At 68.1% G+C, this 17,045-nt stretch carries 15 protein-coding genes; 10 read left to right on the top strand and 5 right to left on the bottom strand.

Going from position 1 to position 17,045, the window contains the following annotated elements; all coding sequences use genetic code 11:
* Nucleotides 1–344 precede the first annotated feature (344 nt).
* Complete coding sequence (locus QK444_RS15525; protein ID WP_282780950.1) at nt 345–656, bottom strand: hypothetical protein; 312 nt, start codon at nt 654–656, stop codon at nt 345–347.
* An 85-nt stretch (nt 657–741) separates the two neighbouring features.
* On the opposite strand from QK444_RS15525, the gene QK444_RS15520 reads away from it, so the two are divergent.
* Nucleotides 742–1,638, top strand: coding sequence for a CehA/McbA family metallohydrolase (locus QK444_RS15520; protein ID WP_282780948.1), 897 nt, complete (start codon nt 742–744; stop codon nt 1,636–1,638).
* A gap of 24 nt (nt 1,639–1,662) precedes the next feature.
* Here QK444_RS15520 and QK444_RS15515 read toward each other — a convergent pair whose 3' ends face one another.
* Complete coding sequence (locus tag QK444_RS15515) at nt 1,663–2,670, bottom strand: hypothetical protein (RefSeq protein WP_282780946.1); 1,008 nt, start codon at nt 2,668–2,670, stop codon at nt 1,663–1,665.
* Nucleotides 2,671–2,892: 222 nt separating this feature from the next.
* Here QK444_RS15515 and QK444_RS15510 point away from each other — a divergent pair, with 222 nt between their 5' ends.
* The 8 genes from QK444_RS15510 to QK444_RS15475 all read left to right on the top strand — a co-directional run bounded on the left by QK444_RS15510 (nt 2,893) and on the right by QK444_RS15475 (nt 12,668).
* Nucleotides 2,893–4,539 carry an acyl-CoA synthetase gene (locus QK444_RS15510; RefSeq protein WP_282780944.1) on the top strand — a complete coding sequence of 549 codons (1,647 nt, stop codon included), beginning with the start codon at nt 2,893–2,895 and terminating at the stop codon, nt 4,537–4,539.
* A gap of 164 nt (nt 4,540–4,703) precedes the next feature.
* Complete coding sequence (locus QK444_RS15505; RefSeq protein ID WP_282780942.1) at nt 4,704–6,362, top strand: acyl-CoA synthetase; 1,659 nt, start codon at nt 4,704–4,706, stop codon at nt 6,360–6,362.
* Nucleotides 6,363–6,441: 79 nt separating this feature from the next.
* On the top strand, nt 6,442–7,008 hold the full coding sequence (locus tag QK444_RS15500) for a hypothetical protein (RefSeq protein WP_282780940.1): 567 nt from the start codon (nt 6,442–6,444) through the stop codon (nt 7,006–7,008).
* Nucleotides 7,009–7,248: 240 nt separating this feature from the next.
* Complete coding sequence (locus tag QK444_RS15495) at nt 7,249–8,613, top strand: PepSY-associated TM helix domain-containing protein (RefSeq protein WP_282780938.1); 1,365 nt, start codon at nt 7,249–7,251, stop codon at nt 8,611–8,613.
* A 142-nt stretch (nt 8,614–8,755) separates the two neighbouring features.
* Entirely contained in the window at nt 8,756–9,451 is a 696-nt protein-coding gene (locus tag QK444_RS15490) for a hypothetical protein (protein ID WP_282780936.1), read from the top strand.
* A 366-nt stretch (nt 9,452–9,817) separates the two neighbouring features.
* Nucleotides 9,818–10,150, top strand: a complete 333-nt coding sequence (locus tag QK444_RS15485) for a YbjQ family protein (RefSeq protein WP_039809584.1) — start codon at nt 9,818–9,820, stop codon at nt 10,148–10,150.
* A 78-nt stretch (nt 10,151–10,228) separates the two neighbouring features.
* Nucleotides 10,229–10,558: a metalloregulator ArsR/SmtB family transcription factor gene (locus QK444_RS15480; RefSeq protein WP_029931816.1), complete on the top strand. Its 330-nt coding sequence runs from the start codon at nt 10,229–10,231 to the stop codon at nt 10,556–10,558.
* A 22-nt stretch (nt 10,559–10,580) separates the two neighbouring features.
* A complete protein-coding gene (locus QK444_RS15475) occupies nt 10,581–12,668 on the top strand; it encodes a cation-translocating P-type ATPase (protein ID WP_282780935.1) in 2,088 nt (695 codons plus the stop codon).
* Between the two features lie 84 nt (nt 12,669–12,752).
* On the opposite strand, the gene QK444_RS15470 is transcribed toward QK444_RS15475, so the two are convergent.
* From QK444_RS15470 to QK444_RS15460, 3 genes are all read right to left on the bottom strand, one after another.
* A complete protein-coding gene (locus tag QK444_RS15470) occupies nt 12,753–12,962 on the bottom strand; it encodes a hypothetical protein (RefSeq protein ID WP_282780933.1) in 210 nt (69 codons plus the stop codon).
* Nucleotides 12,963–13,134: 172 nt separating this feature from the next.
* A complete protein-coding gene (locus QK444_RS15465; protein WP_282780931.1) occupies nt 13,135–13,374 on the bottom strand; it encodes a hypothetical protein in 240 nt (79 codons plus the stop codon).
* Between the two features lie 29 nt (nt 13,375–13,403).
* Entirely contained in the window at nt 13,404–15,137 is a 1,734-nt protein-coding gene (locus QK444_RS15460) for a sodium:solute symporter family protein (protein WP_282780929.1), read from the bottom strand.
* 454 nt (nt 15,138–15,591) lie between these two features.
* On the opposite strand from QK444_RS15460, the gene QK444_RS15455 reads away from it, so the two are divergent.
* Nucleotides 15,592–17,045 (top strand): GGDEF domain-containing protein (locus QK444_RS15455; RefSeq protein ID WP_282780927.1); only part of this gene is annotated, 1,454 nt, incomplete at its 3' end.

Here is a 17,045-nt window from a genome sequence, read left to right as displayed (position 1 = left end):
CCGGTATCCGGGTCGTACCGGGTGGCGGCCCCCGACTCACCACGACCCGGCACGGGGGCGGCGGGTCAACCACCGCCACCACGGCGACGAACTCCTCGGCCCCGCCATCCACCGGCTGCGCGTCAGGCAGGACGCCGGGCTACCACCGCCACCGTTACGGCAATAAGCCCACCACCACACCCTTTGCGGACGGGCTACCAGCCGCCGCACCACGACACGGTGGTAAGCCCCAGCCACCGCACCACGACACGGCAGCCGCCGCAGCCAGATCACGACCAGGCGCAGCGAAAATGCCGGACACGCGTCGATTGGGGCGCGCCCGGCTTTCTAGTTCGAGCACGCGGTCAGCGAGATCCGAACAGGCACATCAACTCGACCGAAGCGGCGGCGGAACCACTGCCACCGTTCTGACAGGGACGGTTGGCGTCCTTGGTTTCGAGACGAAGGACGTAGTAGTAGCCGTCGGTGTTGGGGTTCGGGGCGGTGGCGCTGCAGCGGTAGCCGATGATCGTGCCGCCGAGACGGGCCTGCCCGGCGCTCTCACACGCCGCGCGATTGGGGTAGGTGCCGCCTTCGACCGTTCCGGCCGCCGCGGTTCCGGCAGCGAAACCGGTGAGTGCTATACCGGCCGCGGCGATTGTGATGGCGCGCTTCACCACATATTCTATTACGCAACAAGCACTTTGAGTCTTTCAGCTCACCACGAGGCGCACCACACAACACCGCCTCTACAATCGGCAGATGTCGATCTTCGAGATGCCGGGGCGCTTTTGGCGGGGGAATCTGCACTGTCACTCGAACCGGTCGGATGGCGCGCTGGCACCGGAGGAGGTCTGTCGGCGGTATCGGGAGGCGGGGTACGACTTCGTCGCCGTCACCGACCATTTCCGTCCGGAGTACGGGTTTCCACTCACGGATACGCGGGTCCTTCGAACCGACGGTTTCACCACACTGCTCGGGGCCGAGTTGGAGGCTCCGCGGACGGAATTCGCCAGTAGGTGGCATATTGTCGCGGTGGGGTTGCCGGTGGGGTTCGCGCCGCCGGAGCCGTCCGAGAGTGGGCCGGAGTTGGCGCGGCGGGCGCGGGCGGCGGGGGCTTTCATCGGGATGGCGCATCCGGCGGCGGCTTTGTCGACCGTCGAGGATGCGGCGACGCTGGATGCGGCGCATGCGGTGGAGGTGTTCAATTCGCTTGCGGCGCGGGAGGATCGAGGGGACAGTCTGCATCTCTATGATGTGCTGCTGGGGCGGGGGTATCGGCTCGACGCGTATGCGGCCGACGACTGTCACTTCCAGCCGCAGGATCCGGCCGGGCGCGATGCCTGGGTGCAGGTGCGTGCCGAATCCCTCGATCCTGATGCTTTGCTGATCGCGTTGAAGGCCGGGCACTACTACTCCAGTACCGGGCCGGAGATTCACGCCATCGAGATCGAGGGCGGGCGGATCGGGATTCGATGCTCGCCGGTGCACAAGATCGTGGTGACCGGATCGGTTCCCGGGGCGCAGTGGCGAATGGGTGACGGGTTGACCGAGTGTCGGCTGCCGCTGGACATGTTCGCGCGCAGCTCGTACGTGCGGGTGACGGTCACCGACGTGGCGGGCAACCGGGCCTGGAGCAATCCGATTCGGCAGCCGTGAGTTTCAGGGGTCCGGGGCCGAGCGTCAGGCGCTGAACTCCTCCACCAGGCGGCGATAGGTCTCGAAAGCCGCCTTGGGGCGGTAGTCGCTGGTCGCGATTCCCAACTGCGCCATGGGTTCCGGCTGATCGGAGTTGGCGTCGCGCAGGCCGAAGAGCTCTAGATGAGTCACGTGGTGGCGGCTTCGCACCGCCGCGACGGCGCGTACCAGGTGGTCGATGCTGTCGGCCTGGCGTTCGGGGGTGCGCTCCGGGCCGGTGATGCTGCCGCATTCCGAGATGTGGATCGGTACGTGAGATTCTATGTGCGCCTTGGGCAGCGACTCCTCGCGCAGCTGCCGGATGGCGTGCTTCACCTGCGAATCGATATCGCCGGGCGAGCCGTGCGGTGCGACCGGGGAGAAGGCATCGGGATACAGCGCCAGCCCGACATAGTCGACCAGGTCGGCGAATTCGTGTGCGGGTACGGCCGCCAACTGCTCCCAGAAGGCCGCGTCACCGCCCATCCAGTCCGGTGATTCGGCCACCGAGAATCCGATGCGCACCGCGTCCAGGCCCACCGTGTCGAGCGCCTTGCGCGCATGCGCGATGCCGCGCACCAGGGCCGCCACCACGCCGGGGGAACTGCCGTCGATCCACGGGATGTCGAAATTGGGTTCCAGGGTGATCTGGAGGTAGCGCACGATCCGCCCGTACCGGTCGATGGCCCGGTCGATGAAATTCAGCCAGCCGTCCACGTCGACGGCAGTGGGCAGGTAGCAGAGCACCAGGTCCAACTGCCGGTGCCCCTCCAGATACCACCGATCCGGCATGGTCAGCTCGCCGTAGACGCGTTCGGGGTGCAGGACCGCAGCCCGTTCCGGGTCCGGTGGAGTACCCAGGTAGTGCAGGTACTCCCGCACCACGAACGGCGCGTCCCCCGGTAGCCGTCGCACCAGATCCGCGATGGCGGCGCGGTCGTCGGGCGGCCCGGCCACCGTGCTGACCTGCCCCGCCGCGTACACACCGAAGAGCAACTCCGTGGAATCGGTCACCCGGTCCATGTAACCACCGGCGAGCACCCGCCGGTCACCCCTTGGATCGCTTCACCCGGCCCGCCGCGGCAAAACGCCTGGTCGGTGGACGCACCCGGCCGCGTTGTCCGATCTGACCGGATTTCTGTAACGTCGGTCACACTCCGCTGCTACCGTTGCGCCAATCGCAGGGTGTCGTGCGGCGTCGAACCGGCACGACCACGAGTTCGGAGGTTGATCGAGATGGCCTCGATTCTGCATTCGGTGCAGCAGCGCATGACCCACACCGGAGAGGTGATCAAGGGTCTGGGGCGGTTGCGGGAGGTCGGCATCAGCGATCCCCGCAATCCCATGGAAACCCTGCGAACCATGCGGGAGGCCAAGGTTTTCGGGCCGCAGGCCACCATGGTGCAGCATGCCGCGCGGGTGTGGCCGGACCGCCCGGCGCTGGCCGACGAACGCGGCGAGATGACCTACCGCGAACTCGACGAGGGCTCGACGGCGGTGGCCCGGGGACTCCAGGCCATGGGCATCCAGCCGGGCATGGTGATCGGCATCCTGGCCCGCGACCACCGCGGGCTGCTGCTCTCGCTGGCGGCCGCCGGGAAGCTCGGCGTGCGCTCGGCGCTGATGAACACCGGATTCGCCAAGCCACAGTTCGCCGAGGTGTGCGCCCGCGAGAACGTCAAGGCGGTGCTGCACGACAGCGAGTTCCTCGGCCTGCTCGACGCCCTGCCGCCGGAGTTGCCGCGCGTACTCACCTGGGTGGACGAGGGGCACGAGGTCCCGGCGGGGGCGACGACGCTCGACACGCTGATGGCGGAGAACTCCACCGAGCGGCTGCCCGCCCCGCAGAAGCCGGGCGGTTTCATCATTCTCACCAGCGGCACCACCGGCCTGCCCAAGGGCGCGCCGCGCACCAAGGTCGGCCCGATCGGCACCGTGCAGATGGTGGACCGTATCGATTTCCCGCGCCAGGGCACCATGGTGATCGTCTCCCCCATCTTCCACAGCACCGGCATGGGCACCTGGCTGGTCGGCACGGCACTGGGCAACAAGGTGGTGCTGGTCCGCCGGTTCGACGCGGAACGCACGCTGCGACTGATCGACGAGCACAAGGCGGACATGCTGGTGGCGGTGCCGACCATGGTGCACCGCATGGTGGAGTTGGATCCGGCCATCCGCGAGAAGTACGACACCTCGTCGCTGCAAGGCATCGTCATCGCGGGTTCGGCGCTGTCGCCCGAGCTCAGCGTGCGCACGCAGGAGGTTTTCGGGCCGGTGCTGTACAATCTGTACGGCTCGACCGAATGCGCGGTGGCGACGGTGGCGCGGCCAGAGGATCTGGCCAAGGCACCGGGAACAGCGGGCAAATCGCCGCTGACCTGCGAGGTCGCGCTGTTCGACGATGACGACAAGCGCATCCACGCCAAGAATGTCACCGGCCGTATCTTCATCCGCTCGGGCGCACCCTTCGAGGGCTACACCGACGGGCGGCACAAGCAGATCATCGACGGGTACATGTCCAGCGGTGACGTCGGGCATTTCGACGACAACGGCCTGCTGTTCGTGGACGGCCGCGACGACGACATGATCGTCTCGGGCGGGGAGAACGTCTTCCCGCAGGAGGTGGAGAACCTGCTGTTGGAGCGGCCGGACGTCTTCGACGCGGCGGTGGTCGGCGTGGACGATGTGGAGTTCGGAAAGCGCTTGCGCGCCTTCATCGTTCCGGAACCGGGCGCGAGCCCGGACGCCGAGGAGATCAAGGCGTACGTGAAGGGCAATCTGGCCCGCTACAAGGTGCCGCGCGAGGTGATCTTCCTCGACGACCTGCCCCGCAACACCACCGGCAAGCTGCTGCGGCGCGTGCTGGTCGAGTACGAGGTGTAGCCGGGGGTCACATTCCGACCGCATTAAGCGCTACTTGAGGTAACAGAGACCTGAGCCACAACCTTTCTGCCTGCGCTTGCTAGGCTGCAAGCGCACTGGATCTCGATGTCGCGGTCCACCCGGCCGACTCGTCCGGCAGGGGGATCGCGGGAATGGTTGTACCCATGTCAGTTGCCCGTCCGACGGCAAACGGCGCGTTGAAAAAGGTCAGCGACACGGCGCTCAGCGTGAACGCCATGATGAAGCGGGGCCTGTTCAATCCACTGCGCCCCGATCATGCCGTCAAATCCGCGCTGAACGTGCTCAAGTTCGGCCCGTTCGCCGGCGTCGTCATGCATGCCGCGCAGACCAACCCGCACGCCGCCATCATCGACGAGCGCGGTGAGCTGTCGGTCAAGCAGCTCGACGAACTGTCCAACGCCTTCGCGCGCGGACTCAGCGCGCGCGGGCTGCGGCCCGGTGATGTGGTGGCGGTGCTGGCCCGCGATCATCGCGGCATGGTGCTGAGCCTGCTCGCCACCGGCAAGCTCGGGGTGCGCGCCGTCCTCATGAACACCGGCTTCGCCAAGCCGCAGTTCGCCGATGTGGCGGCCCGCGAGCAGGTCAAGGCGGTGCTGCACGACAGTGAGTTCTTCGAGCTCATGAGCGCCATTCCCGAGGACATTCCGCGCATCCTCACCTGGGTGGACGAGAAGGACAACGCCGATCCGGCCATCCCCACCATCGAGTCGGTGTCGCAGGGGCAGTCCAGCGCGCCCATCGCACCCCCGGAGAAGCCGGGCGGCATGGTCATCCTGACCTCCGGCACCACCGGTACCCCGAAGGGTGCGCCGCGCGACAAGGTGAGTCCGTTCATCTCGGCCCAGTTCCTGGATCGAATTCCGCTGCCGCGCAACGGCACCATGGTGATGGCCGCGCCCATCTTCCACGGCACCGGCTTGTCGCAGTTCACCCTGTCCATCGCACTGGGCAACAAGGTGGTCTTCCAACAGCGCCGCTTCGACCCGGAGCTCACGATCGCCAATATCGTGAAGTACCGGGCGCAGGGCCTGACCGTGGTGCCGACCATGCTGCAGCGCATGCTCGACCTGCCGCCCGAGGTGCTGGCCAAGTACAACCCGAAGGCGTCGCTGCGCGTCATCTTCGCCGCCGGTTCGGCCATCCCGCCGGACGTGGTCACCCGCAGCCTGGACTACTTCGGCCCGACGCTCTACAACCTGTACGGCTCCACCGAATGCGCGGTCATCACCGTGGCCACCCCGGATGAGCTGCGCAAGTCGCCGACCACCGCGGGCCGCCCACCGGTCGGCATCACCCTCGCGCTGTACGACGAGAACCGTAAGCTCATCACCAAGCCGGGCGTGACGGGCACCATTTTCATCGGCAACGCGCATTCATTCAAGGCGTACACCGACGGCCGCACCAAGGAGTTCGTGGACGGCCTCATGTCCTCGGGCGACGTGGGTCACTTCGACGCCGACGGCCTGCTGTTCATCGACGGCCGCGACGACGACATGATCGTCTCCGGCGGCGAGAACGTCTTCCCGCAGGAGGTGGAGCACCTCATCTCCAACCGCCCCGACGTGCTGGAGGCGGCCGTGGTGGGCGTGGACGATGCCGACTTCGGAAAGCGGTTGCGCGCCATCGTGGTTCCGGGTCCGGATTCCCAGCGCGATGCCCAGGAGATCAAGGATTTCGTGAAGGAGAACCTGGCGCGCTACAAGGTGCCGCGCGAGGTGATCTTCCTCGACGAGCTGCCGCGCAATGCCACCGGCAAACTGCTGCGCAAACCGCTGGTCGAAATGGAAGTTCCGGCGGAGTAATTCGACGCGACCACTCCATCCGCACCCCGGCGGGTAGCGGGTGTGGAGTCCGGAATCCAGGGACCGCTATCATCAGCGGGTGAGTTTCGAGTCCGGCCGCTCTACGGCGCATTTCCGCGGTGATGCCGCGGTATTGCGCGGTGGGGCGGCCGGTTCGATTTCCGGGGCGCTGGCCGTCGCCGCGCACGGCTGGGCCTCCGGCGCCATGGCCCCCGATTCCGGCGCGCTGTCACTGCTCATCGCGGGCTGTGCCGCCGTGGGCGCGCTGACCGCCGGGGTGCGCTCGCTGCGCACCACCGCCGTCGGGCTGGTGGGTGCGCTGGTGGGTGGACAGCTGCTGGGCCACCTCGCCATGTCGTGGGGTGCCGGCGGCGGGCATCACCACCAGCAGTCGGTGTGGACGCCGTCCATGCTGCTGGCGCATATCGTGGCCGCCGTCGCCGCGGCTGTCGTGATCCTGGGCGCGGAGGCCGCCTATCGGATCGTCACCGCCGTGATGGCGCGGGTGCTGCCGGCACCCGTCGTGCTGCCGGTGCTCGCGGGGCCGCCCGCGCTGCCCATCGAGCACCGCGATCGGATCGTGCTGCGGCTCTTCGCCGCCGATGCACTGCGCACCCGCGGGCCACCCGTTCTCGTTCGAGGCTGATTCTCCTTTCTTGCCCGGAACACGGATTTTCCCGTCCGTGTGATCGCGCTGTCCACGTATGCCGATGCGGCATGCGGTATTCCGCGCATCCAGGCTGCCCCTCGAACAGAAAGTCCGCTAGTGACCACCACGGATAGCGGTGTCGAGACGACACCGCCTATTTCGCCTACCCCGGAAACGGATTCATCCGTCGAATCCGCGGGCGGTAAGAAGAGAGCAGGCGGCGCTTTTCAAGCGCTGATGCTGAGACTCCATTTTTACGCGGGCGTTTTCGTCGCCCCGTTCATCCTGATCGCGGCCGTCACGGGCGCGCTCTACGCCATTGCCCCGACCCTGGAGAACATCACCGAACGGGGCCTGCTGCACACCGATTCGACCGGCCCGGTCAAGCCGCTGTCGGATCAGATCCGCGCCGCTGTCGCGCAGCAGCCGGACCTGGCGCTGGCGGCGGTCGCCCCGGCGCAGGGCACCGGGGACACCACCCGTGTGATCTTCACGGACCCGACACTCGGAGCGTCCGAGCGGCGCGCCGTCTTCGTGGATCCGGTGACCGCCGAGCCGCTGGGCGACAGCGTCGTCTACGGCAGCTCGGGTGCGCTGCCCATGCGCACCTGGATCGACCAGTTGCACCGTGACCTGCACCTGGGTGAACCGGGTCGCCTCTACAGCGAGCTGGCCGCCTCCTGGCTGTGGGTGATCGCCCTGGCCGGGCTGGTGCTGTGGATCCGGCGGGTGCGCGCTCGGCGCGAGCGCCGGTCCGCGCGCTGGCTGCTGTGGCCGGATCGTTCCCGCCCGCGTGGCCGTTCGCTGAATTGGCATGCGGCCGTGGGCGTGTGGATTCTGCCGATCGTGCTGCTGCTGTCGGTGACCGGTATGACCTGGTCCACCTACGCCGGTGAGAACATCTCGAAGATCCGCGAGGAGATGAGCTGGACCACCCCGAAGGTGAGTTCCGAGCTGCCGGGTGCCGCGACGCCGTCCGCGCCCGCCGCCGGTGATCATTCCCACCACGCCATGCCGGACCCGGAGGCGGCCTCGCCGTCTGGCAAGGCGATCGAGCAGGCCGATCTGGTGTACGGCGTGGTGCGCGCCAACGGCATCGAATCACCCGTGGAGATCAGCATTCCGGCGGCGGAGGGCGTGGCGTTCATCGCCAAGGAACGCCGGATGCCCGGGGTGCTCACCACCGACTCCATCGCCGTGAACGGCGCGACCGGTGAGGTCACCGACCTGCTGCGGTTCGCGGACTATTCGCTCGCGGCCAAGTTGACCAGCTGGGGTATCCAGTTCCATATGGGCCTGATGTTCGGCCTGGCCAACCAGCTGTTGCTGTTGGCCGTCATGGTCGGGCTGATCACGGTGATCGTGCGCGGCTACCTCATGTGGTGGCGGCGGCGGCCGACCAAGGACGCCAAGGCTTTCGCTGTCGGCAAGGCGCCGCGGCGCGGGGTGCTGCGGCAGACGCCGCTGTGGCTGCTGCTGCCGTTCGCGGCCGCGGCCGTGGTGGTGGGTTGGTTCGCTCCGCTCATCGGGCTCAGCGTGCTTGGCTTCCTCGTCGTGGACGTGGTGGTCGGTCTGATCGCACGCCGCCGGGCCTCGGCCTAACTCAACTCCGACTGCACCGCGGCGACACGGCATCCCCGCCGTGCCGCCGGTGCGGTCCGTCCATCCTCAGGGTCACGTCGCCTGTTCACTGGCATGGAGGCGGCGCGCTGGACCCTGCGCGACAATCCAAGGAATTCACCTGATGAAGATCAACAAGTTCGCCGCCACCTCGGCCCTGCTCGTCGCCGCCCTCGGCGTAGCCACCGGCACCGGCCACGCCGACGCGCCGACCGGCCCCGCGCCGGTCAACGTCTCCTACCAGGCGCAGGAGCGGAGTCTGACGCTCGCCACCGATATCGGTTCTCTCGAGGTGGCGAACGGTGTGCTGGCGATCAAGTCGCCCGACGGCACGGTCATGGCGGGCGCGCCTCTCCGGGTGCGGGTGGACGATTTCGTCTTCCCCGTCGCCGCGGAGGTCTCCGGGCACACCGCGACCCTGACGCCGCAGATCGACCGCGAACATGCTGTCTACCAGCCTGTTTCGCTGCCGTTCGAGGACAAGGCCGAGTTCAAGAACGAGTACGAGCGGGAGAAGGCCGCCTGGTCCCGGATGACCTCCCGCATCGGTTTGGCGGGCACCCTGGCCGGGCTGACCACGACCGTGCTGGGCGGTCTCGTCGGCTGCGCCCTCGGCGCGGTCGCGGGCACGATCGCGACGGGCGTCGTCGCCACGCTGTTCGGTGCCGGCCCGATCGTCGGCTGCCTGGTCGGCGCGGCGGCGGGCGCGAGCCTGATCGGCATCGCGGGCACAGTGCTGATCACCGCCCCGGTGGCGGTGGCGTCGATCATCGACTACTTCAACACCATCAACGCACCGCTCCCCCAGCCCGCCGACTGAGACGAGACCGACCCCGCCCGGCCACCGACCGGGCGGGGTTACCGCTCCTCGGTGCGGACACCCTCGGGCCACCGCTCGGCCAGTCGTACCGCGTCGGCGGCGTTCGACCACGCCACCCCGCAGCCGAGCGCGCCCCATCGAGATGGACGACGGTCACGGATTCGATCCGCGCGAACGGGATCGCCAGATGATTCAGCTCCGGTGCTCGCCGCTGGGTCGCGTGCCCGGGAAGCGCCGACGCCGATCGCCCCCGTACGCTGCGGATCTGTGAGTCATCCCATGCCGCCGCAGCAGCCGCAGTACCCGCCGCAGCAACCGTACGCACAGCAGCCCTACCCGCAGCAGCAGCCGGGGCCGCAGTTCCCGATTCTGGTCTCCACCATGAACGATGTGCCCGGTCAGGACATCGTGCAGGTTTTCGGGGAGGTGGCCGGGTTGACGGTGCGCAGTCGCAGTATCGGGTCGAATATCGGCGCGACCTTCCGTTCCCTGGGCGGCGGGGAGATTCACGAGTACACCCAGCTGCTGTACCAGTCCCGGCACGAGGCGATCATGCGCATGTGCCAGCACGCCATCTCGCTGGGGGCGAATGCCATTGTGGCCATGCGCTTCGACTGCAATGAGATCGCGGGCACCATGAGCGAGGTGGCGGCCTACGGTACGGCCGTGCGGATCCGGCCCGTCCAAGCCGCGCCGTAGCCGGCGCGCCGTCACCCGGCAGCGGCATAGATTGTTCATGCTTTTCTGTATACAGATTCTGATGTAACGTCAGGGTTTATGGAGACCCTGCTGCACTCGGACGCGTTGGCTCGGTTCGGGCATGCGCTGTCCGACCCGACGCGTACCCGGATCCTGTTGAGCCTGCGGGACGGACCCGCGTATCCGTCGGAGATGGCGGAGCGGATCGGGGTGTCGCGGCAGATTCTGTCGAATCACCTTGCCTGCCTGCGGGGGTGCGGTCTGGTGGTGGCGGTGCCGGAGGGACGGCGCAATCGGTACGAGCTGGCCGACCGGCGTATCGCGGCCGCGCTGGGGGATCTGCTGGGTGTGGTGTTGGCGGTGGACCCCGCGTGCTGCCCCGCCGCCGAAGCCCAGGACTGCTGCTGAGTATACGAGAGCGAGTGCGACGATGAGCGACGGGTGCTGCGGCATCGACGAAGGCCCCGGCGAGCGCGGGAACGCGGCCGCGCCGGATGCCGGAGGCGAACGCCCGCAGCGGTTGTGGCAGGTGCGGGAACTCCGGCTGGCCGGTGTGGCGGGGGTGCTGCTGCTGGGCGGTTTCGCGGCGGGCTGGTCCGGTTTCGAGGCCGGGGCGACCGCGGCGCACCTGGCAGCGGCGGCGGTCGGCGGGGCGACCTTCGCACCGGCTGCGGTGCGGGCACTGCCGCGGCGGCGGATCGGCGTCGCCACGCTGATGACGATCGCATTGATCGGCGCGCTGGCGCTGGGGCAGTTCGCCGAGGCGGCGATGCTGGCGTTCCTGTTCTCCATCAGCGAAGCCCTGGAGGACTATTCGCTCGCGCGCACCCGCCAGGGGTTGCGGGCGCTGCTCACCCTGGTGCCGGAACGGGTGCGCGTGCTGCGCGACGGCCGCGAGACCACCATCGAGCCCGGTGAACTGCTGGTCGGGGACCTGATGCTGGTGCGGGCGGGTGACCGGATCGCCAGCGACGGCATGGTGCGCGAAGGGCGTTCGAGTTTGGACACCGCCGCGGTGACCGGGGAGTCGGTGCCGGTGGAGGTCGGCCCGGGTGACGCGGTGTTCGCCGGGTCGATCAATGCCCACGGCGCGCTGGTGGTGTGGGCGACCGCTACCGTGGCGGACAATTCGCTGGCCAAGGTCGTCCGCGTGGTCGAGGATGCCCAGCGGCGCAAGGGTTCCCGGCAGCGGCTGGCCGACCGGTTGGCCCGCCCCCTGGTGCCCGCGGTCATGGTGCTCGCCGCCGGAATCGCCGCGCTCGGCGCTGTTTTCGGCGATCCGGCGCTGTGGTTCGAACGTGCGCTGGTGGTGCTGGTGGCCGCCGCCCCGTGCGCCCTGGCCATTTCGGTGCCGGTCACCGTCATCGCCGCGGTCGGCGCCGCCACCCGGCTCGGGGTGCTGGTCAAGGGCGGCGCGGCACTGGAAGCGCTGGGCGCGGTGCGCACGGTCGCGCTGGACAAGACCGGCACGCTGACCCGCAACCGGCCCACCGTCGTCGAGATCGTTCCCACCGCGGACCATTCCCGCGAACGGGTCCACGCGCTTGCCGCCGCGCTGGAGGCGCGCAGTGAACATCCGCTCGCCGCCGCGATTCTGGCCGACGCACCCGCACCCACCGCACCCGCACGGGACGTCACCACCGTTCCCGGTGCGGGGATCGAGGGCATCGTGGACGGGCGGGCGGCCCGCCTCGGCAAGCCCGGCTGGATCAGTCCCGGCGCACTCGCCGACCATGTCGATCGACTCCAGGACGCCGGTGCGACGGTCGCGCTGCTCGAATACGATCACGCCCTGATCGGACTGGTCGGCATCCGTGACGAACTGCGCCCCGAGGCCGCCGACACCGTCGCCGACCTCCACCGGACCGGGGTGCGGGTGGTCATGCTGACCGGCGACAACGCCCGCACGGCGGCCGCGCTCGCCGCACGGGCGGGTATCGACGACGTCCATGCCGAACTGCTTCCCACCGACAAGGCCGACCACATCGCCCGGCTGCGCCGGGAGCGCCCCGGCGCGGTCGCCATGGTCGGCGACGGCGTCAACGACGCCCCCGCGCTGGCCACCGCCGATATCGGAATCGCCATGGGCGCCATGGGAACCGATGTCGCCATCGAGACCGCCGATATCGCACTGCTGGGGCACGACCTGCGCCAACTGCCGCACGCCGTCCGGCACGCCCGCCGCGCCCGCGCGATCATGCTCCAGAACATGGGCCTGTCGGCCGCGATCGTGCTGTCGCTGGTCCCGCTCGCCGCCACCGGCGTCCTCGGCCTGGCCACCGTGGTCTTCATCCACGAACTCGCCGAGGTCTTCGTCATCGCCAACGGCATCCGCGCCGCCCGGCTGCGCCGTCGTGCCGATTTGTCAACCATGCAACCGGTCGGTACTCCCCCATCGTTCGACATCCGCGCCACACGACCGTCGGCAGCCACCCCGGCCTGTGACTGCCGCGCGGAACCCGCACCCATCGGCCTGACGATTCGTCCGTCGGAACGAAAGGCAGCGCCGCCTCGGTGATTTCACTTCCGGAATGACGACATCGAACCCGAAACCACCGAAGACACGCGGGTGAACCGCGCTGCCGCCAGCGCGGTTCGAACCTCAGTGGTTCGGTAACCGCGGGTGACGACGCGCGGGTGCCGGGCCGTGGGCGATGCCGAGCAGGGATGCGGCGCGGGAATGCAGGGAGCAGATACCCGGATCGCAATCCCGGTGTAGGGCCAGCACGTTCGAGAGGTCCAGTCTGGTCAGGTTCTCCACTTCGACCGAGCAGTCGACGAGTTCGAGCGAGCGGGGCGCGAAGTACTCCATTGGCTCACCTTCGGTGATGCTTTCCGGTGGCACGGTGCCGACCGGCGGCGACGGGGACGAGGACCGCGTCGTCTTCCATCCACGTCTGTGTGTCGGGAGTGCGGCGATCGTTCGTTACCGATGCCGCGGCGGACACGCGGGCGACGCGCCCGCGCGCCTCTCCGACGCGGAGCTATTCGGCGGGCTTCTCGTCCTCCGGCAGGGTGGGTGGGACCTGGACGGGGCGGAGGCGGACCCAGGTGAAGAAGACGGCGGCGGCGATGAGCATGCCGATGCCGGTCCATTGGTTGATGTCGATGCCGCCGGTTTTGGCCTCCTGTTCGGCGGCGTCGTAGGTCAGGCCCGTCACCAGGACGATGAGGCCGTAGCAGGCGAGCAGTGCGCCAACGATGGTGCGGATATCGAACAGCATGGCGGGCCTTTCCTATCCGGCGGGTGCGGTCAGCCGACGAAGATATTGAGGGCGATGACGATGACCAGGGCGATACCGGCCAGCAGGACGGGTCGCTGGTACCAGGGCAGCGTGTCCGATTCCGGGTCGGTGCGCACCTCTTTGGGAGTCTCGGAGTAGACCAGGCCGACCAGTTCCGCCGCGGGCCTGGGCTGCGACACCTGGGTGACGACCACGCTGACCACGATATCCACCACGAACGCCACGCCCGCCGCCACGAAACTCGAACCCTGCCCGGACAAATGGAAGGCACCGGCCTCGTGCAGGATGAAAACGACGATGGCGGAGGCGGTTCCGGCCACCAGGCCCGCCCATCCGGCGGCCGGTGTCATGCGCTTCCAGAACATGCCCAAGATGAAAGTCGCGAACAGCGGTGCGTTGAAGAAGCTGAACAGCGTTTGCAGATAGTCCATCATATTGCCGAAATTCCCGGCGATGAACGCGGTGCCGATGGCGGCGACGGTCGCGCCGACGGTGGCCAGGCGGCCAACGCGCAGGTAGTACCCGTCCTCCCGGTCCTTGACCACGTACTGCTGCCACAGGTCGTAGCTGAACACGGTGTTGAACGCCGAGACATTGGCTGCCATACCGGCCATGAACGCCGCGAGGAGTCCGGCCAGTCCCACCCCCAGCAGCCCGTTGGGCAGCGTGTCCTTCATGAGGTACAGCAGCGCCTGGTTGTAGGTGGTGTCACCCTGGTAGTCCGGATTCGCCGCGGTCCGCGCCTTGAGGTCGACGATCTGCGGCACCAGCACCGCGGAGATCATGCCCGGGATGACGACGAGGAAGGGGATGAACATCTTCGGATACGCGCCGATGATCGGCGTGCGCCGCGCGGCGGAGATCGAGTGCGTCGCCATGGCGCGCTGCACCTCGACGAAATTGGTGGTCCAGTAGCCGAACGACAGCACGAAGCCCAGGCCGAACACGATGCCGAGAACGGACATGAAGTTGTTCGCGAAACCGGACAGCTCATTACCCGGCCATGCCTCGACCTGCTGCGCACCGCCGGGACCGGTGATCACCTTGTCGCGCAGGCCATCCCAGCCGCCCACCTTGTGCAGACCGACCAGTGTCAGCGGCAGCAGCGCGGCCACGATCACGAAGAATTGCAGCACCTCGTTGTAGATGGCAGCCGACAGCCCGCCCAGCGTGATGTAGGAGAGCACGATCACCGCCGCCGCCATCACCGACACCCACAGCGGCCAGCCCAGCAGCACATTGAGAATGGTGCCGAGCAGGTACAGGTTGACCCCCGCGATGAGCACCTGCGCCACCGCGAAGCTGAGCGCGTTGACCAGGTGCGCGCCCGGTCCGAAGCGTCGCCGCATGAACTCCGGGACGCTGCGCACCTTGGAGCCGTAGTAGAACGGCATCATGACCACGCCCAGGAACAGCATGGCCGGAACCGCGCCGATCCAGAAGTAGTGCATGGTCGGCATGCCGTACTCCGCGCCGTTGGCGGACATGCCCATGATCTCGACCGCGCCGAGATTGGCGGAGATGAAGGCCAGACCGGTCACCCAGGCGGGCAGCGAACGTCCGGACAGGAAGAAGTCGATACTCGACGAAACCCGCTGCCGGGCCAGCAGACCGATGCCGAGAACGAAGAGGAAATACAGCGCCACCAGCGCGTAGTCGACGGGATCGGCATCCAGCCGCAATTGCCCGTCGGCGAGTACGGCGGTGAGGGTGTCGGCGGAACCGGCGACGTGGAACGGCATACAGCTCTCCTGACGAGACGATCGGGCGGAGACGAACAACCGTGCGGCGAATACTAACTGTCCAGTCCGTAGCGCCGGTGATGATCGTGCGGGACACGCCTGGCAGCGGGTCACACGCCTGCCCGTCGAAGTCGAAGCCTCACAGTGCAGCATGCAGAGCGAACCTTGCGAAAAGCAGTCCTACGTGTTCGTCCAAGTCCGATACGGGAAGCTTGTTTTCGTGACATGATCGACTCTGCTACCCGGGACCGTATGGCCGTACACGGGGTTCACCTCACCCCCCAACGAGCCGCGCCCAGTGCGCACCGGGTGACCTCATGGCGGAGGAATCGCGGACCTACGATGAAGTGGCGGCTTCATCGGGGACGGAGCGGACACAAGGGGGCGGCTGGTGGGCAGGGAGGCAGGGCCAACGGAGAGGTCCGGTCGACTATTCGGATCCTGTTGGCGCACCGTGCTGTTCGGATTCCTGCTCTGCCTGCTGACCCTGCTGCTGCTCCTGGCTTCCCGCTCCTTCGGTGTGTTCACGCTCAGCGTTTCCGTCATCGCCAGCGTGACCATGATCGGGGTGGGGCTGCGCCGCTACGCACCCCCGCAGCCGCTGCCGTGGTATCTGCTCTCGATCTCCGCCGTGCAGTTCACCATCGGGACGGTCCTGCGGGATGTCACGCACTCGCAGACGCATCCGTTCGACGACCTGTTCACGCTCACCGGATACTGCGGTATCGGCGCGGCGGCGGTGCTGTGGCTGCGGCCCCGCAAGCGCAGCACCGATCACGATCTGCTGCTGGATTCCGCGCTCATCGGGTTGGGTGCGCTGCTGGCCTCGTGGACCTTCCTCATCTCGCCGATCCTGCACGCGGCCGAGCGGATCTCGTTCACCACGCTGACCGCCGCGACCTACCCGGTGGTGGACGCGCTCATGCTGACCGTGGTCGCACATTCGGTGGTGACCTCGGCGCGTTCGGAATACTCCCTGCGTCTGGTGCACCTGGCCATGCTGATCATTCTGGCGGGCGATCTGGGCTACAACCTGGAGACGGCCGGATCGGCGGTGATCGAGCACGAGATCCTGCTGGTGCCACTGCAACTGGCGTACACGCTGATCGGGGTGGCGGCCCTGCACCCCACCATGGTCACGCTCGGGGAACCGCGGCGCATCCTGTCGCACCGGTCACGGCAGCGGGCCAGCATCATCGCCACCGTGCTCATCGTGGCGTCACTGGTGCCGGTGGTGGGTTCGAGCCTGGATCCGGTGGACCGGCTGGTGGTGTCGTCGCTGTTCGCGCTGCTGCTGGCCGGAATGCTGCTGCGCAGTGAGCGCGCCATCGAACGCAGTGCGCGCAGCGAGCGGCGGGCGCAGTATCAGGCCGATCACGACATGCTGACCGGACTGCTCAATCGCGCGGCACTGCTGCGGGCGCTGCATCGCAATCGCGAGCGCTGGGGTGAGGCGCCGCTGGCGCTGCTGTTCATCGACCTGGACGGGTTCAAACGGGTCAACGACAGCTACGGGCACGCGGTGGGTGACGAGTTGATCGCCAATGCGGCGGCGCGGATTCGGCGCATCATCCGGCGCGACGACGCCGCCGCCCGCTACGGCGGTGACGAATTCGTGGTGCTCACCCCGGTGGGGCGGCAGCAGGCCACCCTGCTGGCGGAGCGGCTGCTGGCCGCGCTCGGTGAACCGTTCGAGCTCAGTGCGGCGGAGGTCCGGATCGCGGCCAGTATCGGTGTCGCGTGCAGCGGCGGACGGGGCAGCGACACCACCGTGTACGACCTACTGCGCGAGGCGGATTCGGCCATGTACCAAGCCAAGGAGTTCTCACTCGGCTACGTGTTCCAGGACGAGGCGCCCCCGGTCCAGCCCGCCGATCAACCGGCGTGGCAACGAGAAACGGCGGTCTG

It is taken from the genome of Nocardia sp. CC201C, assembly GCF_030010695.1.
GTDB classification, from domain to species: Bacteria; Actinomycetota; Actinomycetes; order Mycobacteriales; family Mycobacteriaceae; genus Nocardia; species Nocardia otitidiscaviarum.
This window is presented reverse-complemented; position numbering and strand designations above follow the sequence as displayed.